The sequence below is a fragment of the Affinundibacterium nitidum genome, from assembly GCF_014284155.1.
Classification (GTDB): Bacteria; Pseudomonadota; Gammaproteobacteria; order Burkholderiales; family Burkholderiaceae_D; genus Undibacterium; species Undibacterium nitidum.
Genome location: NZ_JACOFZ010000002.1, coordinates 102059 through 123463, shown reverse-complemented (window position 1 = coordinate 123463; position 21405 = coordinate 102059). Strand labels below are relative to the sequence as shown.

At 46.7% G+C, this 21405-nt stretch carries 16 protein-coding genes; 8 read left to right on the top strand and 8 right to left on the bottom strand.

Annotated features, from left to right (window positions below):
• The first annotated feature begins 268 nt into the window (after positions 1–268).
• The 3 genes from H8K36_RS08095 to H8K36_RS08085 all read left to right on the top strand — a co-directional run bounded on the left by H8K36_RS08095 (position 269) and on the right by H8K36_RS08085 (position 3266).
• The gene (locus tag H8K36_RS08095; RefSeq protein WP_186916164.1) at positions 269–1129 is read left to right on the top strand and encodes a hypothetical protein; all 861 of its coding nucleotides are present in this window, start codon (positions 269–271) and stop codon (positions 1127–1129) included.
• An 88-nt stretch (positions 1130–1217) separates the two neighbouring features.
• Positions 1218–1772 carry a YggT family protein gene (locus tag H8K36_RS08090; protein WP_186916165.1) on the top strand — a complete coding sequence of 185 codons (555 nt, stop codon included), beginning with the start codon at positions 1218–1220 and terminating at the stop codon, positions 1770–1772.
• 54 nt (positions 1773–1826) lie between these two features.
• Positions 1827–3266: a DUF4139 domain-containing protein gene (locus H8K36_RS08085; protein ID WP_186916166.1), complete on the top strand. Its 1440-nt coding sequence runs from the start codon at positions 1827–1829 to the stop codon at positions 3264–3266.
• A 71-nt stretch (positions 3267–3337) separates the two neighbouring features.
• Here the strand turns inward: H8K36_RS08085 and H8K36_RS08080 are convergent, their stop codons facing one another.
• The 3 genes from H8K36_RS08080 to H8K36_RS08070 form a co-directional block, all read right to left on the bottom strand.
• Positions 3338–3997, bottom strand: a complete 660-nt coding sequence (locus H8K36_RS08080) for a DUF1345 domain-containing protein (RefSeq protein ID WP_186916168.1) — start codon at positions 3995–3997, stop codon at positions 3338–3340.
• A gap of 174 nt (positions 3998–4171) precedes the next feature.
• Entirely contained in the window at positions 4172–5482 is a 1311-nt protein-coding gene (locus tag H8K36_RS08075; RefSeq protein WP_186916169.1) for a hypothetical protein, read from the bottom strand.
• Entirely contained in the window at positions 5472–6371 is a 900-nt protein-coding gene (locus tag H8K36_RS08070) for a hypothetical protein (RefSeq protein ID WP_230404407.1), read from the bottom strand. Before H8K36_RS08070 ends, H8K36_RS08075 begins: the two co-directional genes overlap by 11 nt.
• Positions 6372–6832: 461 nt before the next feature.
• On the opposite strand from H8K36_RS08070, the gene H8K36_RS08065 reads away from it, so the two are divergent.
• Positions 6833–8287: a M20/M25/M40 family metallo-hydrolase gene (locus H8K36_RS08065; protein WP_186916170.1), complete on the top strand. Its 1455-nt coding sequence runs from the start codon at positions 6833–6835 to the stop codon at positions 8285–8287.
• Positions 8288–8362: 75 nt separating this feature from the next.
• Here H8K36_RS08065 and H8K36_RS08060 read toward each other — a convergent pair whose 3' ends face one another.
• Positions 8363–9013, bottom strand: a complete 651-nt coding sequence (locus H8K36_RS08060; RefSeq protein ID WP_186916172.1) for a glutathione S-transferase family protein — start codon at positions 9011–9013, stop codon at positions 8363–8365.
• Positions 9014–9231: 218 nt separating this feature from the next.
• On the opposite strand from H8K36_RS08060, the gene H8K36_RS08055 reads away from it, so the two are divergent.
• From H8K36_RS08055 to H8K36_RS08045, 3 genes are all read left to right on the top strand, one after another.
• Positions 9232–11490 (top strand): TonB-dependent receptor plug domain-containing protein, encoded by a 2259-nt coding sequence (locus H8K36_RS08055; protein WP_186916174.1) that lies wholly within the window; start codon positions 9232–9234, stop codon positions 11488–11490.
• A 423-nt stretch (positions 11491–11913) separates the two neighbouring features.
• A complete protein-coding gene (locus H8K36_RS19600) occupies positions 11914–13776 on the top strand; it encodes a methyl-accepting chemotaxis protein (protein ID WP_186916175.1) in 1863 nt (620 codons plus the stop codon).
• A 194-nt stretch (positions 13777–13970) separates the two neighbouring features.
• A complete protein-coding gene (locus H8K36_RS08045) occupies positions 13971–14489 on the top strand; it encodes a hypothetical protein (protein WP_186916177.1) in 519 nt (172 codons plus the stop codon).
• 23 nt (positions 14490–14512) lie between these two features.
• Here the strand turns inward: H8K36_RS08045 and H8K36_RS08040 are convergent, their stop codons facing one another.
• Positions 14513–15016 (bottom strand): nuclear transport factor 2 family protein, encoded by a 504-nt coding sequence (locus H8K36_RS08040; protein WP_186916179.1) that lies wholly within the window; start codon positions 15014–15016, stop codon positions 14513–14515.
• Positions 15017–15153: 137 nt separating this feature from the next.
• Positions 15154–15717: a hypothetical protein gene (locus tag H8K36_RS08035; protein WP_186916180.1), complete on the bottom strand. Its 564-nt coding sequence runs from the start codon at positions 15715–15717 to the stop codon at positions 15154–15156.
• Positions 15718–15937: 220 nt separating this feature from the next.
• On the opposite strand from H8K36_RS08035, the gene H8K36_RS08030 reads away from it, so the two are divergent.
• The gene (locus H8K36_RS08030) at positions 15938–16987 is read left to right on the top strand and encodes a DUF481 domain-containing protein (protein WP_186916182.1); all 1050 of its coding nucleotides are present in this window, start codon (positions 15938–15940) and stop codon (positions 16985–16987) included.
• A gap of 519 nt (positions 16988–17506) precedes the next feature.
• Here H8K36_RS08030 and H8K36_RS08025 read toward each other — a convergent pair.
• Together H8K36_RS08025 and polA are read right to left on the bottom strand one after the other, a co-directional pair.
• Positions 17507–18484, bottom strand: a complete 978-nt coding sequence (locus H8K36_RS08025) for a nuclease-related domain-containing protein (protein ID WP_186916184.1) — start codon at positions 18482–18484, stop codon at positions 17507–17509.
• A gap of 121 nt (positions 18485–18605) precedes the next feature.
• On the bottom strand, positions 18606–21401 hold the full coding sequence (polA, locus tag H8K36_RS08020) for a DNA polymerase I (RefSeq protein WP_186916186.1): 2796 nt from the start codon (positions 21399–21401) through the stop codon (positions 18606–18608).
• Between the last annotated feature and the right edge of the window lie 4 nt (positions 21402–21405).

Here is a 21405-nt window from a genome sequence, read left to right as displayed (position 1 = left end):
AGCGCTGTTTATAGCAGTCTATATAAATAGCGTGTTTTTGGCTGTTGTCATTAATCGTTAAGGTCTGTTCGTAGTAAAAAAGAATAAGGGACAAACGACATAGCCATTTGATAGTAGCGAAAGTGAGCATCTTTCGTTGCTGTTGGTGCCAAATTCATTAGCGCAACCAGACGTCATGTTTGTGCCGATGAATAATCCGCTTACTTGAATTCGAGCGGATTTTAACTTTAATCTGATTTTTTTCCGACTAACGTGAAGGAGAAACAAAATGGCAACAGCACCAGAAGCCAAGAAAGTAGCTGCGGCAAAGCCGGCAGCGAAACCAGCGGCCAAGAAAGCAGCAGCTAAACCTGCAGCAAAACCAGCAGCTAAGAAAGCAGCAGCTAAACCTGCAGCAAAACCAGCAGCTAAGAAAGCAGCAGCTAAACCAGCAGCTAAACCAGCAGCTAAACCAGCAGCTAAAAAAGCAGCAGCTAAGCCAGCAGCAAAACCAGCAGCTAAAAAAGCAGCAGCTAAGCCAGTAGCTAAAAAAGCAGCAGCTAAGCCAGCAGCAAAACCAGCAGCTAAAAAAGCAGCAGCTAAGCCAGCAGCAAAACCAGCAGCTAAAAAAGCAGCAGCTAAGCCAGTAGCTAAAAAAGCAGCAGCTAAGCCAGTAGCTAAAAAAGCAGCAGCTAAACCAGCAGCGAAACCAGCAGCTAAAAAAGCAGCAGCTAAGCCAGCAGCTAAAAAAGTAGCAGCGAAACCAGCAGCTAAAAAAGTAGCAGCTAAGCCAGCAGCTAAAAAAGCAGCAGCTAAGCCAGCAGCTAAAAAAGCAGCAGCTAAGCCAGCAGCTAAAAAAGTAGCAGCTAAGCCAGCGGCTAAAAAAGTAGCAGCTAAGCCAGCAGCTAAAAAAGTAGCAGCTAAACCAGCAGCTAAGCCAGCAGCGAAGCCAGCAGCAAAAAAAGCGGCGGCTAAGCCAGCCGCAAAAAAGGCCGCAGCTAAACCAGCAGCGAAAAAACCAGTAGCAAAAAAAGCAGCAGCTAAACCAGCTGCACCAGTAGCGGCAGCTAAGCCAGCGACACCTGATGCAAAGACGGTGGTCAGCCCAACAGCAGCTTGGCCGTTCCCAACTGGTACTCGTCCAGCGTAATTTTCTTACTTGGACGCCTGGTTTTATTCAGGCACAATACCCACTGTGTGTTAATCACCCAGTGGGTTTTTTTTTTGAGGATTCACCTATGTTGTACGAGATGTTCAGCTTGATTATTAACGCGGTTGCAGGTGTATTGGCCGGATTTCTGTTACTGAGGTTCTGGATGCAGGCGCTCCGAGTCCGCCCGCCTATGTCATTTGCTAACTCGATTTTCCAATTGACTGATTGGATCGTGAAACCCATTCGGCGTATCGTTCCCGGTGTTTTCGGCCTTGATTGGGCAAGTTTGATTGCAGCTTGGTTGGTCGCCATCTTGGCCAGTGGTCTGTTGTCTTTGCTCAGTAATCGATTAGATATTAGTCTGCTGTTGATCTTATCCGTGTATAAGCTCTTGCAGTGGGCGATTTATGGCTTGATGGGTTTGCTCTTGCTTGAGGTGATCTTCAGCTTCGTCAATCCGCATGCGCCTCTGGCACCTCTGGTGAGAGCCTTAAATCAACCATTTCTGTCACCGATTCGACGAGTAATTCCACCGATCGGTGGTTTTGATTTCTCTGTTTTGGTCGCTTTTATTATTTTGCAGTTGCTCGAACGTGGTTTGGCCGCGATGATGGCTCAACTTCTTTATTACTTACTGTAAGCGCTTGGCATACCTCGTGCGTTGTTCTATTTATCTCATTTATGGAGGTTTGCCATGTTAAGAAATACGGGTTTTTTTCTAGTTTGTTTGTCATTGAGTGCCGCCGCATTGGCGCAAGAGAATGAGCAGCGTACGACGTTGGCAGATCAAAAAGAAGTCGCTGTCACGATTTATAACGAGAATTTGGCCTTGGTTAAAGATGTGCGACGCTTCACGATGAAGCGGGGAGCAGTGAATCTTGCTTTCCGTGATGTCAGCGCCAATATGCGCCCAGAGACAGCGTTGTTACGCAGCATTTCTTCGCCCGGCAGCCTGTCAGTGCTTGAACAAAATTTCAATTTTGAGTTGCTCACACCTCAGAAAATGCTGGAGAAATTTGTCGGACAAACGGTCAATGTTATTCGTACCAATCCGGCGACGGGTGCAGAAACCAGCGAAGTCGCTGAAGTCTTATCAGCCAATGATGGGGTCGTGCTGAAGATAGGCAACCGTATCGAAACAGGTTTGCCGGCGCGTATTGTCTACAACAGTGTACCGAGCAATTTACGTGATCGACCGACCTTAATGATGGCTTTGGATAATACGCAAAATGCCACTCAAGACGTTGAGCTTAGTTATTTGACTGGGGGCTTAGCTTGGAAGGCTGACTACGTGTTAGAGCTCAATCCTACAGAGGAGAAACTCGATATTTCTGCTTGGGTGACTTTGACTAATACAAGCGGCGCAAGCTATAAGAACGCCAAGTTACAGTTGGTTGCAGGCGATGTTAACCAGGTGAGAAATCAGTTTGGTGCGACCACCGGTGCCGTGATGCCGATGGCAGCAGCGCCAGTCGCGAAAGTGCGGGAGATGGCGACAGAGTCTTTGTTTGAGTACCATTTGTATACTTTAGGTCGTCCAACCACGATCGCTGAAAACCAAACAAAGCAAGTCTCTTTGCTTGGAGCGACGAACGTGCCTGCACGTAAAGAGTACCTGTTGCGTGGCGCTGACTACTATTATCAAGGCGCCGTAGGCGACCTTGGTCAAAAACTAAAAGTTGGTACTTTCTTGGAATTTGACAATAAAGAAAGCAGTCAACTTGGAATGGCTCTGCCGAAGGGTATCGTGCGCGTCTATAAGAAGGATAGCACCGGCAGCGCGCAGTTTATTGGTGAAGATAGTATTGATCACACACCTAAGAATGAAAAAATTCGCTTGAAATTGGGCGATGCATTTGACATTACTGCGGATAAGAAACAGACCGACTTTAAGAAAATTGCAGGCAATTCAAAGTATAACTATGTATTCGAAAGTGCCTATGAAGTGGTGCTGAAGAATGCCAAGAAAGAGGCGGTGACGGTCACTGTACAAGAGCCTATTCCTGCCGATTGGCAGATTCAAAGTACTAGCCATCCTTATACAAAAGGAAGCAGCAACACAGCGGTATGGAAGGTGCAAGTACCTGCAGAAGGCTCGACGAAATTGATATACCGTGCGCAGATACGTTATTAAATTAGGTTCCTAACCTCAAAAGAAAAGCCCCGTTCCTGGGGCTTTTTTTCTGGGCGCTATTCCTGTTGTCTCTAAGACGAAGTGTTGACGATGCTGGCTGCGATATTGATCGAAAATCCAATAATTGCGAGATTAAAAAAGAAACTGAGGACGGCTTGAGCTAACACGGTTTTTCGCATGCGACGCGAGCGGATGACGATGTCTGAGGTTTGCGCAGCGACTGCAATCGTGAATGAGAAGTACAGGAAATCCCAATAGTTCGGCTGCAATTCTTGATCAGGAAAACCAAGTGGAGGTTGATTATCGCTGGCGGTGTAATAGAGGCGAGCATAGTGAAACGTAAACAAGACGGCAACAAAGCACCAAGAACCGATAATCGTCGCCGCTGTGAGGGCATAGTGAGCGAGCCTTAAAGGTGAATTGGCTTGCGAGGGCAGGGTGAGTTCCCAGATGATCGCTACGATGCTGGCCATGGCGCCTAGCGACATGAGGAATAACACCATTACGCCGCTACGATCTTCTTGTTGTGCAATCTGACACACCCGAGCATGGTTAGCGGTCGTCATGAGCCATGCCATCAGCAGCAGGTAAATCCAGATTCCGGTTGTCCAAGCCAGCAACCCCTGTGTGACGGGGCTATATTCGCCGGGCAGGAAAAGACCCAAACCCAGTCCCGCGACGATGGCAGTCGTCAGTCTTGGACGATGATAGACGAAATGGTGTATCGGCATGAAATTTCTCGAATTTTCGATCATATAAACGGAATGCCAGCGCAGGCATTGGTCCCTGTTGGCTTCGCGCCGATGATACTCCCATGGTTCGGGAGGCACAATCAGAAATATGGATCTGCTCTTAAACATCCTGTGGGTGCTTATGCAAACGCAGGATGTTGAGCAGCGATGAGATTAAGGATTATTACAAGGATCTTGGATCTTAGCGTTGTGACCAAAGCCAGGATCGATCGCGATTAGAGAGGCGCGTGCTTGTTCAAGGTCTTTACCAAATTCTTTCAGATAGCGTGATCGTTCTTCGCTTTCCCATTCGGCGTCCGAAAAGGTCTTTAGTGAATATGATTTACTGACATACTGTTGGCCCTCGAGTCTGGCCATTAAGGCGCGGTCAGGGTCGACGTTTTCCTTTAGAAGATAGGCATCAACATCGCGTAAGCCTAGAGGGAAACTGACTTCGCTATCGCGTAATAATTTGCCGGCTACGTTTAGCGGTATCTCGGTATTGCCAACCGCTAGTAAGTCATTGAAGCTCAAATAGGCAAATGGCTTGCCTTTGGCGTCGTCTAACCTCGCGCTGACTATGTAACGGCCCGCCATTTTGACCGATACAGGTAAATAAAATTTGAGATTGCCATTCTCCACGGTCTCTCTAATTTTTCCTGTCCATACCGCGGGCACCTCTGGGGTGTATATAACATCGAAGAAAACTTGACCACGGTTGCCATTGACCGCGTAGTTGACTTCAATGCGTATCGTGCCGTCGAAAGCAGCGAACGGGCTGGCTCCTGGTGTTAATCGTCCACTGGCAATGCCATCACCCGCGACTTGATCACCATCGCGACCATTATCGGCAAGGTTAATTGCTAGCTGTGGAACGGTGCGGTTATCGCCGAACGTTAGCCCTCTCGCAGCTGCCCCTTCTACGATCAACGGCAAACTGTTGCCGCTGGCGTCAAGCGCCCGCAAATTAATCTCAACAGTTTCTTTTGCCGAAAGGTAGACGCGACTTTGGGTCGTTTGAATTTGAATGTTTTTATCACTGCCGCCATGTCGATTGCGCATGGAGTGGGTTTCTTTAATCGCTAGATTCGGATAGACCTGATCAGGATGCTGAGAAATGGGACGCGAGGAGTTTGGATACTTCGTACTCTCGCGGTAGTTACAGAAGGTTTTACTGACTTCATCGAAGCGCATTTGCAGCTGCTTCTTCTGTTGTTCTTTTTCTGCTGCAGTTTTAGCATCGATTACCCCTGAGCCTGCGGGCATGCTTAGAAATTCGGTGTTTGGAGTTTGCGATTTGTTCGCGAGTGGAGGAGCAATTGTTTCATTCGACGACGAAAAGCTGATGCCAATGACTACGGTGGCGACGAGGCCAACAAGCGCGGCGATCATCAATACCTTTCGTTTTTTATTCACCTGTGGAGCAGAAAAACCACCAGGAGGTGGCTGGTGGTTTTTCTTAGATTGCGGTTTATTAGAGCGCATTAGCGACGACAGCGGCTCGGACTACCGAGATAATCCCCTGCCAGTTACCGTTGGCGTAATGGTTGTAGGCTTCGGCATCATCACGGAAGACGACGGAGTGGTATGCCCACTTGACTGACCCGCCTTCGTTCGCCGCCGTGCCCATGGTCAGGTCATTGCAGAACCAATCACTTGGATTGCACAACGAAGTACCTGACGAGCCAGCGGTGCCACCAGTGCTGTGGTAGGCTACTGCTTCATCATCTTGTCCTGGCAGGATGCCAGAGTAGATGGTGCCTTTTGCGCCAGCATACATGTAGAACCAGACATTACGTGTTTCGTTGTGGTTATACATGGCACGCGCCGTGCTCGTTTTCAAATCTTTCACCAGTGGCTCGGATACTGCCCATGAGCCTGCATCAGAAAGTTCGGAGCCGCCGCCGGCACCGGAAGCTGTGCGTACCCATTTGATGTTCCAGCCAACTTGTGCTGTGCCATCTGAGTTGCCACATTGACCGGAAGAATTGGCAACCGCGTTTTTCTTCATGCGAGAAGATCCACCATAGTTGGCCAGCGTGTAGCCCAGCATCAAATCTCCTGCGCTATGGGTAGCAACGTAACACCAGTTTGAGCCGGTGCAGAAACAATCCAAGGCGTCGCGAATTTTGCTATTTTGTGATGAGATGCTGTTATAACCATCCCAGTTAACTGATTTCTTGTTGACGCCGGCGGCAGTGGTGGACGGCCCCCAGTAAGTGAAACTATTGTAATTCCCGACCACACCACCTCCAGTGCGACCGTTGATCCAAAGTGTGTAATTTTCTGCGCTTGCTAAACCAGATACAGCCGTGAGTGATAGCAAAACAACTGATAGGAAAAGCTGCTTCAAGCTAAGTGTAAACTTCATCATGCGACTCCCATTGAGCACTATTGAGTATTCTTAATTGGCTTCAATGCTTGGTTCGTTTGGGCAAAGCAAGCCCCTACCAAGATCTCGGCAATTCAAAAAACTCAAATGGATGAAAGAAACTAAAACACTGACTAATGTGGGTGCTGCGGCTCGGACTGTCTCCCCCAAGCGTCATTACTCAGCGACGTGAAAATCAACAAAGCACTTTGTCCAATGATTTGGATCTGTAGTTGTGTCATTGCTGATTTGAATGCATTATCAATATCTGTCTCTGTCAGTGTCTATTTGCGATGCAACAAAAAAAACACCGAAATTAAAAAGAATTCAGTCTTGTTCTCCTATGAGAGTATGATCAATTCTCGGGTTTAGAGAACTGACTCTAAAGTGCACAAAAACAGCGATTTGTTGGTAATCACGTACAGACTAGTAGTGTCCTTATTGATGGAATTAGAAAGCAAACCATGAACAAAAAAATCTTGGCGGCAAAATCTTCTTCGAAGTGGTTCCCCATGAGCGCCGTTGGCCTCGCTTGTATGCTGGCATGGAACTCAAATTTGTACGCCCAGCAAATGAGTGCGCCGCCCGCGAATGTTGACCTTGGTCGACAAGTGCTCTCCGAGTTGGTGGCAGTGAAGTCCGTCCATAGTCTGGGGTCGACCAAGGCGGCCCAGTTGCTTGCTGATCGTTTGTTAGCGGCGGGTTTTAGTGCTGATGATGTTCATGTTGTCGCGCCTAAAGGGCATCCGGAAAAGGGCAATACCGTTGTGCGTTTGCGAGGCAAAGCCCAAGGCAAACCGACTTTATACATTGGCCACCTAGACGTAGTTGAAGCGAAACGCGAAGACTGGAATTTTGATCCATTCACCTTGTCGGAAAAAGATGGCTGGCTCTATGGACGAGGCGTGATCGATATGCTCGGTCAAGATAGTGCAATGCTGGCGAGCTTAATCCGTTTGAAGCATGAAGGCTTTGTCCCCGAGCGCGATATCATTGTCGCTTTTACAGCCGATGAAGAGGCGGGCGGAGATGCCAATGGTGTTGATTTTCTATTGAAAGAGCATCGTTCTTTGGTCGATGCAGGTTTGGTGATTAACCCTGATGCGGGTGAGGCGGCAATCAAAAATGGCAAGAAGATTTATTTGACCATGCAAACGAGCGAAAAGATGTTTCTGAGTTTCGAGGTCGAAGTCACCGATAAAGGCGGCCATAGTTCACGCCCAACTAAAGAAAATCCGATATATCGTTTATCTAAGGCTTTGGCGCGACTCTCAGATTATTCATTTCCATTGCACCTTACAGATACTGTTAAGTTATATTTCAAAGGTCGCGCCGTTTTAGAGCAAGGGCAAGTAAAGAAAGATATGCTTGCGGTCAGTGGCGATAAGCCTGATCTGGGCGCTGCGCAGCGATTGTCACAAGAAGTAGAGACCAATATCCAGATGCGGACAACGTGTACAGCGACCGAGATCATTGGTGGGCATGCGGAAAATGCTCTTCCTCAGCGTGCAAAAGCGACAATTCAGTGTCGTGTCGTGCCAGGTGAAACGCAAGCTGGAACCGAAGCCTTGTTAAAACGGGTGATGCGCGACCCTAGCGTGAAGTTTAGCGTACGTACGCCAGCTCGTCCTAGTCCAGAGTCTGCACCGTCGGGGCCAGTGCGCGCAGCCGTTGAGCGCGTGACAAAATCCATGTGGCCAGAAATCGCGGTGTTGCCAAGCATGACCGCCGGGGCCTCAGATAGTATCTATACCCGCGCAGCGGGGATTCCGACTTATGGTGTCGATGCCATGTTTGATGATCTTGATGATGGTCGAGCCCATGGGAGAGATGAGCGCATTAATATCAAGGTATACGCGCAAGAGCTAGAATTCATGTATCGCTTAATGAAAGCGATCGATCAGGTTTCTATCAAATAATGTTGTTCTTCGAATTCATCGATGTAAAAAAGCCCCGGAAGTAATTAGATTTCGGGGCTTTTTTCTACTGAAATGTTAGAAGTATGGTGCTTGAATTCCCTCTTGAGCAAAGACTGTTTGTACGGATTTCTTTGCAAACATTCGACGCATAAATTCGCCAAGGTGAGGGTAGTCGCGTGCTGGTTTGCTCATCCCGCGCGACCAACGTCCCAACATAAACAAGAAGAAATCAGCAGCGGATACTTTATCGCCCAGCAGATAAGGTTTGCCTGAACTCGCGAAGTGTTGATCGATATATTCAAACATCGGAATCACGCGCTGCTCAGCGCTTTGTTTGACTTGTTCGGCGAGCTTGGGGTCGGCTAGTAATCGATCCGGATAAAAGTAAGTGACGAGTTCGGCTTGCAAAGTATTGGAAAGATAGAGCAACCATTTATACAACTGCGCTCTGCTCGCAGAAGTAATGGCAGGGTGAAAAAAATCTGGTGTTTTACGCGTATTTTTGTCGCATATGTGGAGGCAGATGGCTGCGCTTTCAGTCATCGAATTTTCACCATCGACAAATAAAGGAATTTTGCCAAGTGGATTGAGCTTAAGATAAGGCGTTTGTTGATGTTCCTGCTTGCTCGTGTCAACGAGCACAAGCTCATAGGTGAGTGCCAATTCTTCGAGGATGAAATGCGGCGCGAGACTTGCGGTGCCAGGTGAATAATAAAGCTGAGTCATTGCGTGCTTCCCCAAGTTAAGTATGAGAACGAATGTAATCGAAACCGAGATTACGTGTAAAGGTTTATGACTCAACTCGGGTGTACAAGTTCAGTTTTTGTGGATTCACCGTTCGTCGGAATGCTAAGGAACTTTTGTGCATAGAAATAGTCATATACTTTATGATGCTAATTTGCTCTTGCACGGTATATTTTGTACCAATTTGATCTGATATTTCCATGTCCGTACTTCCATTTCGTTATTTGACGCCGTCTATAATCACGCCCCTGATTTCTGCCATGTTTACTGCAGTGGCATATGCGGGCGATTTCATTCCCGAGCAAGCGGGTGATTTGCAGGATGCGAAACTAGTCAAAGATAACAAAGTACAAAAAGATGCAAAAACACCAGTTTCTCCAACACTAGAAAAATCACAAAAAGTAGAAGTGAAGGGAAATCGAGAATACGATGCGCGTCGGTTTGATACGGCTAGTAAGATCGTTGTTACCCAAGAAGAAATTGCGCGATATGGTGATACAGAGATCACTGATGTCTTGAAGCGCTTGCCAAGTGTGAGTGTGGTAAATGGTGCGGTACGGATGCGTGGTTTGGGTTCAGGCTATACGCAAATTCTATTAAATGGCGAACCGAGTCCACCCGGCTTTTCGATAGAGAGTTTGTCACCTGACCTGATTGAGCGCATCGAAATCGTTCGTTCTGCCAGTGCGGAATTTAGTACGCAGGCAGTGGCGGGTACGATTAATGTGATTTTGAAGAAAACCGTGCAACTGGCCCAACATCTACTCAAACTAGGTTATTACCAGCGCGGTCAAGCCCCATCTGGCTTGTACACGAGTTTGCAATTCTCAGATAAGGTCGATCAGCTTGCTTACAGTGTACCTTTGAATGTGTACATGGGCCATAACCAGAACTCAGAGAACACGAGTCAAACACGTAATCTGGATGCGCAAGGGGCGATGATACAACTGCGTCGTACCGCATCACACGATGACAGTCGTAGCCGCTCGGTTTCGAGTGCCCCGCGCTTGATCTGGACTTTCGACAATGAAGATGTATTGAGCTTGAACTCATTTATCAGTGTGAATAGCAACACCAATCTTTCGAGAACCAATACGATGAGCGAGATTGGGACAGTCTATCCGTTTATCTACGAAGACTATAACACCCAAAACAATAGTCAAAATCTGAGTAATAACGTGAATTGGGTTCGCAAACTCGGCGATAGCGCCAAGCTTGAGTTGCGCTTAGGTACACATTATTGGCATTCAAAATCTTGGGGTAATACATTTGGCCGTGAACTGAATGAGAATCCCTTGTTCGCGCGTCATGTTGACACTGAAAATTACAATCGTGGTTGGAGTACTAGTGGTAAGTATTCCGCACCGTTTATTGAAGATCATGTTTTGTCCATGGGGTGGGAAGCCGCTTCACGTTGGCAGAGCAGTGATAACCTAACGCGCGGTACGACCGCAATCAATACGGTTGTCATACCAATAGATCAGCGAGAAGATGTGGAATTCAAAGTGCAGCGCTCTGCATTGTATGCGCAAGATGAATGGACGCTCGACAAACAGTTGTCGTTTTATGTTGGTGCGCGTTGGGAGGGGATTACACTTAACGGTCGCGGCACTGATCTGCCCTCTGTGCGTAATAAGTCTTCAGTCTTGAGCCCGATTTTTCAAACGCTATACAAAATTCCAGATCGCCCTAATCAGCAAATTCGTTTCGCATTTTCTCGTACCTATAAGGCGGTGAATTCCTGGGACTTGGTGCACCGTCATTACTATTCAACGAATAATAGTCCTACTGCGCCCGACAGTTTGCCAAATCCTAATTTGAAACCTGAATTGGCAACCGGTTTTGATTTGGGCTACGAGCATTTTGTCGATGGCGGGGGCGTGTTTAGTGTCAATTTCTTCCTGCGTAAGATCAATGGCATTACTCGTAATATTTTGTCGTATCAAGATAATTTATGGGTATTGATGCCGACAAACGCAGGTCATGCCACCACGCGTGGCGTTGAGCTTGAGGCAAAGTTCCCGATGCGCATGTGGATGGAGGATGCGCCAGCGCTCGATTTTCGTGCAAATGCCGGCATTAATCGTTCCAGTATCGATACCGTACCAGGGCCAAATAATCGCTTAGATTCGCAAGTGCCTTTGCGAATTAATCTAGGGCTTGATTACAAACATCAAGAGTTGCCACTCACGCTCGGCGGAGGGTTTGCGTTTCAGAATGCAGGAACAGTCCGAAGTTCAGAGAGTCAATGGAATTACACGACGGTGAGTCGCAGCCTCGAATCCTACGCATTGTGGAAATTTGATGCCCTTTCTAACGTCCGCTTGAGTGCGAGCAACTTGATCCGCCAAACTCCTAGTTCTCGTAGCACGTATTTGAATTCGCAAGGCGCGAGTATTCGTGATTCGCGTAATCCTCCGAAATTAAACATTCGTCTTAACTACGAACATCGGTTCTGAGCACTTGTTCATTGCCTGGTGTGGATGATTCCTCAGCTTGTGCTAGAGCGATAACATGACGTCGTAAGACCGAAAACTGAGGATAATTCACAACAGTTTTCGACTAATTTCCCGATTTCGCGCCTCATTCACAAAAAAAATAAGTCGCTCCGCTTGCTTGCTCATTTGCTCAATCTAGCCCCAATAGGTCAGTTTATAAGACCTTGATGCGAATCTATCGATACAGAGTATCGTGACACTATCCTTGGGTGCTGCCGAATTTCACCCTGCACCTTACTTTTAAAAAGTTTCCATATTGCACTTATATTTCTTAACGGTAATATAGAGTTCCATCGCCCATGTCCTCAAACGTAAAAGCGAACGCCAATAAAGGGCATGGCAGGCATTTTTCAAGTAACCGCTACATGGCAAATAGGAACGGATATGAAATCATTGAAGGCTAGGCTAGTAATCGTGATCGGTGTGCTCATCACGATTTGCACAATCATGTTGACCATTAGTAGTTATGTGCGTCTGAAGTCCCAAATCGAAACTGACTTGAACAAAGAAATGCGAGGAGTGGCCTCGGGTTATAACGCGCTTCTTGGGAATTGGATTCAGACGAATATGTCGATGATGACGAGTATGGCGACTAGCCTAGGTGGTGGTGCCGATTTGTTGACTTCATTAAATATGGTGCAAAAAGCTGGCAATTTTTTGAGCGTATATCAGGGTAAGCCTGACAAAACTTTTGTGAACGTACCTGACGATCCTCCTCCAGCCGGCTACGATCCAACAGGTCGTCCTTGGTATAAAGAAGCTTTGGAAGCGAAAAAGACGATAGTCACAGCACCTTATATGGGAGTAGCACCACCTGGCTTAATGATCTCTTTCGCGGCCCCTGTCAATGGTGGTGCAGATGGTGTAGTGGGATCGGACGTATTCCTCACTAAGATCGTCGAGCAAATCATGACGATTAAGTTGGCGGGAGGCGGTTATGCGTTTCTGTTGGATAAAAGTGGTCAAATTCTGGCGCATCCTGATCAAACCAAGGTCATGAAATTTTCAAAAGAATTGACCGCTGATCTGGCAGTTGAGAAGTTGCCAGCTTTGGCGAAGGTAGTTGACCCGGTTATTGTTGAAATTGATGGCAAGTCGCATTTTTTGCTACTACAGAGAATATCTGGATCTGAAATTTATATGGGTTTAGTGATCGATAAAGGGAAAGCCTTGGAGGCACTCGATCACCTTGTGATGACATCAGCAGTGGTACTACTGATCGTCTTGGCGGTCTTGTTGCCACTGACGACTTTGCTAGTCGGACGCCTTTTGAATGGCTTACAGCATGTACGAGATGCGATGACAGAAATTGCTGATGGTGGCGGTGGTGATTTAAGTCGCCGAATCCACGTAAGTGGTGATGACGAAGTCGCCCAAACGGCGCAGGCTTTTAATCATTTCATTGATCAGATTCAATCAATGGTGGTTGACGTGCGTAAGGCCACGGAATCTATCGAAGTGGGGGCTTCTGAAATTGCGAATGGCAACATGGACCTCTCATCACGCACAGAGCAGCAAGCATCAACACTCGAGGAAACCTCTGCAAGTATGGAAGAGTTGACCAGCGCCGTTGCTCACAATGCCGAGAATGCGAAGGAAGCCAATCAAATGGCATTGAATGCCTCCGACCTTGCATCTGAGGGCGGCAAAGTGGTGGATCAGGTGGTTGTCACCATGCAGGGTATAACCGATAGCTCTAAGAAAATCGTCGATATTATCAGCGTGATTGAGGGCATTGCATTTCAAACGAATATTCTGGCTCTCAATGCAGCGGTCGAAGCCGCGCGCGCCGGCGAGCAAGGGCGCGGTTTCGCGGTGGTGGCCAGCGAAGTGCGAGTGCTTGCGCAACGCAGCGCATCTGCAGCACAAGAGATCAAAGCATTGATTAATGATTCTGTTGGCAAAGTAAATGAAGGTTCAGCTCTGGTTGATCGAGCAGGCGCTTCTATGAGTAATATTGTAGATGCGATTCGTCAGGTGGCGTCAGTCATCAGCGAAATTACAGTAGCATCTGCAGAACAAAGTGACGGTATTCAACAAGTGAATCATGCGCTTGAACATATGGACGAAGCGACCCAGCAGAATGCAGCCTTGGTGGAAGAAGCAGCCGCGGCAGCAGGGGCACTGGAAGAACAGGTGAGTTTGTTGAAGAATGCGATGTCAGCATTTTCAGTGAATCACGATTCAGCCTCGGCAAAACCTGTGAGGAAGGCAAACCAAATGAAGCGCCTCAGTATGGATTATTAATTGATACTTGCTTACTTAAAAGGCTCGCTACGGCGGGCTTTTTTTTAGCTGCAGGTGATGAGAAGCGGCTGATCAACAACGCCTAAAGCAACTGGCTTCTCGTGGCGTATGGTGTGTTAACGTACATTCAAAGTGAATTTGTCGTCTGATAATCAAAATTCAACTCGACCAACTCATTTTGACTAAGGCACCAAATGAAAAAATATCTTCCAGTGATGAAGCCGATGATGGTACGGGCATTGAGGGTGACACAAAAGTACTTCTTCTGGTTGGGCGTTTTGCTGATGTTTTCCCCATTGTCCCTCTTGTATGCGGAGAGCATTTCGCGACAGACTCGAGTACAGCAACTCAGCTCTCCCGTAGGACAATCTGAGACGGTAATTCTTGTGCAAGATAAATTCGATCTGAGACAATATCTTGTTCAGAATAGCCATTATCAAGAGAGCGAGATTGAAATAGAGATTGGACTACATTTGATTAGCCTAAACGTAGTGAACTCACGCTCGAATGCTTTCACTAGAAAGCAACGTGAACAGGACGCTACCTTGCTCGCATCGACCTTAGAAAAGGCGATTAAAGCAGACCATCAGTTCGCGGATATCAATGCGATCCATATCAATTATGTCAGGCGAAATAAGCAAAGTTTGAAGTTGATTCAAGGTTTTGATTTCTTCCAAACCAAGGCTGGAGCTTTTATTTTGAATAAAAGTTAGTTGAAGGACTCACATCCTCACTGTCAGTTTTCTTTTTCTTCTGAGAGATGCACGTGCTGTAGTTTCCAATGTCCTTGGCGTTTAGTCCAAATCATGCTTAGTGCGAGACGACTAGTGACTGTTGCCCCGGTGGTGTCTGTAATTGTACCAACGCGATAGCCAGTGGCAACCGCATTTTCCGTTGAAATCATTTGGATTTGAAGTTCTGCTACGCGCAGATTTATTTGTGTGCCAGACTCGAAGATGCTTTTGAATTTGTCCAAGTTGAGGCGGCGCATTCCAGGCCAATCTGGATTGAACTCAGTAAAACCTTGGGGCATCAGATATTGTGAAAATGCGGTCGCATCTCTTTCGTTTAAGGCGAGATACAGGTCATTGACGGCATTGCTTACTTCTACCGCTTCTGGGTTTGTTGGCGCACCTATAGCAGTCAAAGTGATCGACCATATGACTACGGTGCTGAAGATGAAACGTGAGACGGTATAGCAAATCAATGATAGAAAACCATTGAGCAAGTTTATCGACATCTTGGAGGCCCTCGACTTAGTTCTATACCGAAGTGTAGTGCTGCTGCGAGCTTCAGGCGAGGTGATTCGTCCTCAAGAAAAAGGCATCCAAACCAAATTGGATGCCGTTTTCTCTTTATGGGCTAGTCCATCAGGCTTCAAGCTGATACCGGCCACAATTGCCAAAACGCGATAGCACTGACTACCCCATAAATTAAAGCATCGAGTAAATTTTTGAATGTCGCGCTCCATGGTCTTCCCATCCAAATCGACTCTTGCACACTACCAGCACCATACACGATCATGGAAAATAGTCCGACAAAATGGCCCGCATAGTGTGGGTTCGCGTGTATGCCCATGGTTTGCAGTGCTAATAGGCCACCGAGTGCCGCAATACCGATATTTAATATGAACCATTGCACCAAATACTTACCCATCTCAGGCAAACCTGGTTTGCGCAAAGTGATTATAGCGACAGGACCTTCTTTCATTTTTTGCTGCATCTCTGGGCTTTGCATGTCTTTCATATCAACGCAATGTGGGGTGCTATACAGGCCAGGAGCCAATTGTGCTGCATTCAGAACCGCACGCACGGCGTCATCGTTTGGCAGAGGCTTATACTCAGAGTTGTGCCATTTAAATACCATGTGAATCAGGCTGGAGGCGATAAATATGCCGACCGCAGTCACGATGATGGGTAGCCAGAGTTGTAGCAAGTTCATGATTTCTCCTTTTGGGTAGTTGTCGTTCTTCTTTGTTAAAGAGTTTTTTGTAGAGTCGCCAATATACGCTGGCTAGTTTGACGATGCGAGTGAAATACTGCTCCTCGTTCCTCTTCTGCAACGCCTCGTCTCCAGTTTCTTGTTTATCGAGAAACCTACGGCACTAAGTTCATGAGAGTTCGATACAATCGATCCATTAAGAACAGGCGAACGTAGTTCAATGATGACGACGCTAAAATTGCTGAATTTAATCAAGTCCCTTCAACTTCGACAAAAACTTGGGCGCAGTATGTTGTGTATTTTCTTGTACGGTTTGAGTACAGCCGCGCTTGCAGATACAGTGAGTCTAATCAATGGCGATCGCTTGAGCGGACGCATCCTCAAACTTGGCGATGCCAAGTTAATCATCGAAACAGACTATGCGGGCGAGCTAAGTATTGCCTTGGATAAAGTCAGCAGCGTGACGACAGATGCAGCGATCGATTTGCGTTTGAAATCGGGAGAGACATTACGCGCGGCGTTGCTAAGCGATACAAATGGCAAGGTCCTGGTAGATGGAAAGCGTTTGGCTTTGAGCGAATTAAACTACATCGTAGCGAAACCAGAGGAGAAAGTCTCCGCAGAAAAAGAAGCGTTTCATGGACGAGCTGAAGCAAGTATTGAAAGCCTGCAAAACAAAACGCAAACACGCTATGCCGAAGTCGATCTGAACTTAACTTGGCAGCGAAATAAATGGCGCCACACGGTCGATGTTAAAAAACGTAATGACAGCGAAGATGGCGAGAAAACAGAAGACAGCCAAAAACTCGAATACTCAGTTGACTATTTCCTGACGCCAGAATGGTTCACACGTGGTAATAATTTCTATCAGCGCGACCGCGTGACCGCAGATAGTGACCTGCACTATAACGGTCTAGGCTTAGGTAAGAAACTGTGGAAAGACGAGAACGGCAGCTGGGAAGTCATCGCTACCTACAACAAATTGGTGATTGGTAGTCGTCCTACACAGGTAGGACTCAACACATGGCTGATATCGACAGAATATAAACACAAATTTGAAAATGAAAAATGGGACGTCTATGCCAAAGCTGATGCCCTTTTTCCGCAACATATACCGGTTAAACTCATCCTGCAATCTGAGGCTGGACTGCGTTATCAACTGAATGCGCAAATTTACCTTACCGCTAAACTGATGGTCGATGTGATTGGGTTCTCAGGAGGAAATCTGAAGAACCATAGTTACAAGTTGGGGATAGGGACGAAGTGGTGAGGTTGTTAAGGGTAAATTAGCTATTTAGCTGGTCATCTGAACCTAAAAGAGGTAATAGGGAAAAATCCATAATTATTTGACGAGTATGAGATCTGCTGCTAATGACGTCGATAAAGAATTTACGCTGCACTTAACTTACAGCACCATCACCAGTCATCCGTTCGCTCCACTGCGCGACCTTAATACCTCCACCTGATTCGTTACAACCTCCCTTTCCCCAAAGGCCCTGCTAGTTTTACGACCCGGCATGGTACTACTACCAACAAGTAAACGGTTGATCAAATTATGCGTGGGTGATGCGAGTGAGCGTAAGTCACGGCAGGGAGATAGTAAGTAGATTTAGTTTGTTCCGCCGTCCAACGATTGCTCCATAAACAACAGAGTTTTTTGTATGCTAATTAAGCGTAAAGAAATAATTGTTCATCAAAGTGGAGTTTGAAGCTAATCAATACGCCTAGGAATATTGGAGCCTTACCCAGTTGCATTTTTTCGGGTGACTACTTAACCATCTTGCCCAAGTCATAGTTTGGCAGATCGAACTATTTCTTTGTTCATAAAGCGAGACTGGGCATCCTGTGCGCGTTTAACATGTAAGGCAAAATCGGAAGGGTCGCTTGAGATACACCTGCCCATTAATTCGGCGATTTCGAGTATTTCGACCTCATAGACGGTCTTTTGTTTTTCAAAAGCTGTGATGACTTGAATTAATTCATTGGATGTCACGACATTACTTGGCCCAGACATGATTTTTGTATCGTCTCCCACAAAAACGACAATCGGAGTGATTGTTACTGGAAGTTTAAGCTGACTCTCAAGCGCTCGTTTTGAGTTCAGGACTTGTCTAAGAGCATTTCTCATCTTTGTTTCACCATTTGGTGTCCAGATTGACCATTCATTGGAATTTTGGTCGACATAAATTTCGCCAGATTTTCTTTTTGTTTCAATGAGAAAAATGTTTTTTTGCGTAATTAATAGGTGGTCTGTTTCTACGGAGAATTCTGATTCCTCCCCGCGATTAAATACAAATAAGCAATTTTTTAATAATTTTGACCGACCGAATGTATTTTGATTGATTGAGATAATTCGATCCACTAAATCTTCCGCTTGTTTCCCAGAATTACGCTTTTGCACTTCAGCATCGTCTGCATATTCTCCCAACCAAAGCAAGATTGCAATAATCTGCCCGCTTATCAAAGCGCCAATTACACAGGGCAATATTAGAATTGGTTTTTGTTGGAAATTAAGCACCGCTTCAACTAATACATATATGAGAACAATACTTAAAAAATTTATAAACAGTGATAGATTCTTGGAAAGAAAGGCGCTCGAGTGCACATGCCAAGAGAGACCAAATAAATCTAGATTCTTTGTAAGCATCGCCTTCACCGGAAAAAACATTAATTGCGCAACAGATCGGGCAAAAAAAACGCTAAATTTAAATGACAGTTTAATCGTGTTAATAAAAATATATGCCAAAGCATCGATCAAGAGATTCATATAAAGACTTCCATACGATATACAGTTCGGTACAACGCCATTAGTTATTTGTTGGTTGACAGATAGTTTCTGTTGTTCGAAAGGTTATTTTCGGCGCGAATTAGAAGAAAAAGTTCGGATCCTAATGCGCCTCTTCCCAATTCAATCCCAATCCCACTTCTGCTAATAGCGGCACTTTCAGCTCAGCCACACCAGCCATCAATTCCGGTAATTTACGCTTCACCAATTCCAATTCATCGGCCACTACTTCCAACACCAATTCATCATGCACTTGCATGATCATTTTGGATTTGAGCTGATCGGTTTCTAACCAATTTTGCACAGCGATCATGGCCAGCTTAATCAGGTCCGCTGCGGTACCTTGCATTGGTGCGTTAATCGCTGCACGTTCTGCGCCTTGGCGGCGTGGGCCGTTGGGGCTGTTGATTTCTGGTAGCCAGAGACGACGGCCGAACACCGTCTCGACATAGCCATGTGCTTTGGCTTGCAAGCGGGTATCGGCCATGTATTGAGAGACACCTGGATAGCGCTGGAAGTATTTGTCGATATAGCTTTGTGCTGCGCTACGTTCGATGCCGAGATTGCCCGCTAAGCCGAAAGCGCTCATGCCATAGATCAGGCCAAAGTTAATCACTTTAGCGTAACGGCGTTGTTCGCTACTGACCTCTGCTAATTCCACCCCAAAAATTTCAGAGGCGGTCGCACGGTGTACGTCTTCGCCATCGGCAAAGGCTTTGAGCAAACTGGTGTCGCCTGAGATATGCGCCATGATGCGCAATTCAATTTGCGAATAGTCGGCAGAAACAATGTGATTACCTGGTGCGGCGACGAAAGCTTCGCGAATTCGACGACCCTCAGCGGTGCGCACAGGAATGTTTTGTAAGTTTGGATCATTCGATGCCAATCGACCAGTTACGGCAACTGCTTGTGCGTAGTTGGTATGTACGCGACCAGTGTCGCTATTGACCATCTTCGGTAGTTTGTCGGTGTAGGTCGATTTCAGTTTGGCGAGACCACGATATTCCAGTAGTACTTTCGGCAGTGGAAAATCTTCTGCCAATTTCTGCAATACTTCTTCGTCTGTCGATGGCGCCCCCGATGGCGTTTTCTTGACGACGGGAAGACCTAACTTACCAAAAAAGATTTCACCTAGTTGTTTCGGTGAATTCAAATTAAATGGTTGTTCGGCCAGTTCATAGGCTTTTTGCTCAAGTTCTAAGAGGCGATTACCGATTTCGTTCGATTGCGTGGCGAGTAAGTCACGGTTAATCAAAACGCCATTGCGTTCAATTTTTTGTAAGACCACCGAAGTCGGTAATTCGATCTTGTCATAGATGTAGCGCAGCTTGGCATGGGGTTCGACTTGCGGCCACATCGCTTGATGTAGTTGCAAAGTGATGTCGGCATCTTCGGCTGCATAAGCGGTAGCGCGTTCGATATCGACTTGATCGAACCCAATTTGAGAGGCGCCTTTGCCGCACACTTCTTCAAAGCTAATGGTTTTGCGTTCCAAATGTCGCATCGCAAGGCTGTCCATATCGTGCGACTTGTGTGATTCGAAGACGTATGACTGCAAGAGTGTGTCGTGCAAAATCCCGCGTAGTCGGACGCCGTGGTTGGCAAAAATATGTGTATCGTATTTGAGATTTTGGCCGACCTTGGCTTTGCTTTCATCTTCTAACCACGCTTTCATTTTACTGAGAACGAAGTCGCGACTTAATTGCTCTGGAGCGCCAGGGTAATTATGTGCCAGCGGAATATAGGCGGCGATGCCCGCTTCGCAGCAAAGTGAGATGCCGACCATTTGCGCCGTCATCGGTTCTAAAGAGGTGGTTTCAGTGTCGACGGAAGTGAGTGCTGCTTGATTAATTTTTGCCAACCAAGCATCAAGCTGAGCTTCGGTCAAAATGGTTTCGTATTCAGTGACTGCTGGTGGTGCAGGGATCGCTGCCGGTGCGTTGGTTGCAATTGTCGCGCTATTGTCGTCGCCAAATAAACCACCTTGAGCTGGTGATGTTTTAGCAGCGCTTGAGCCTGGTGTTGATCCGGAAACAGGATCAACTCCAAATTCACGTAACAAACTTTTGAAGCCTTGATGCTGCAGGAACGCGATCATTTCTTCGCGGTTTTCTTCTTTTGCCTTGAGCGATTCATCAATTGAAATATGATGGCCAGCTAAGTCACAGTCGGTTTTCACCGTAATTAAAACGCGACCTTGTGGTAGCCAATCTAAGGCAGCGCGTAGGTTGTCACCCACCACGCCTTTGATCTTATCAGCATTGGCGATCACACCTTCTAAACTGTCATACTCGGTCAACCATTTCACAGCTGTTTTCGGGCCGCACTTGGTCACGCCAGGTACGTTATCAACTGTATCGCCGATCAAGGTGAGATAGTCGATGATACGATTTGGTGGCACGCCGAATTTTGCTAGGACACCGGCTTCATCGAGCTTTTCATTGCTCATGGTGTTAATCAAGGTGACATTGGCATTCACTAATTGCGCCAGATCTTTATCACCTGTAGAAACAATCGTGTTCATACCGCGAGCAGTCGCTTCGACGGCCAAGGTACCGATCACATCGTCCGCTTCTACGCCTTCGACCATCAAAATCGGCCAGCCCATGGCGGCCACTGCTTGATGGATAGGTTCGATCTGCAAACGTAAATCATCTGGCATTGGTGCGCGCTGTGCTTTATATTCTGGGTAAAGGTCGTCACGAAAGGTCTTGCCCTTGGCATCAAACACGCAAGCCATGTAAGCTGCAGGGTAATCTTGACGCAGGCGGCGCATCATATTGACCATGCCGTGAATCGCACCAGTCGGTTCACCGCGCATATTGCGCAAATCGGGTAGGGCATGGAAAGCGCGGTATAAATAGCTAGAGCCGTCGACTAATAACAGAGTGTTTTGCATAAGG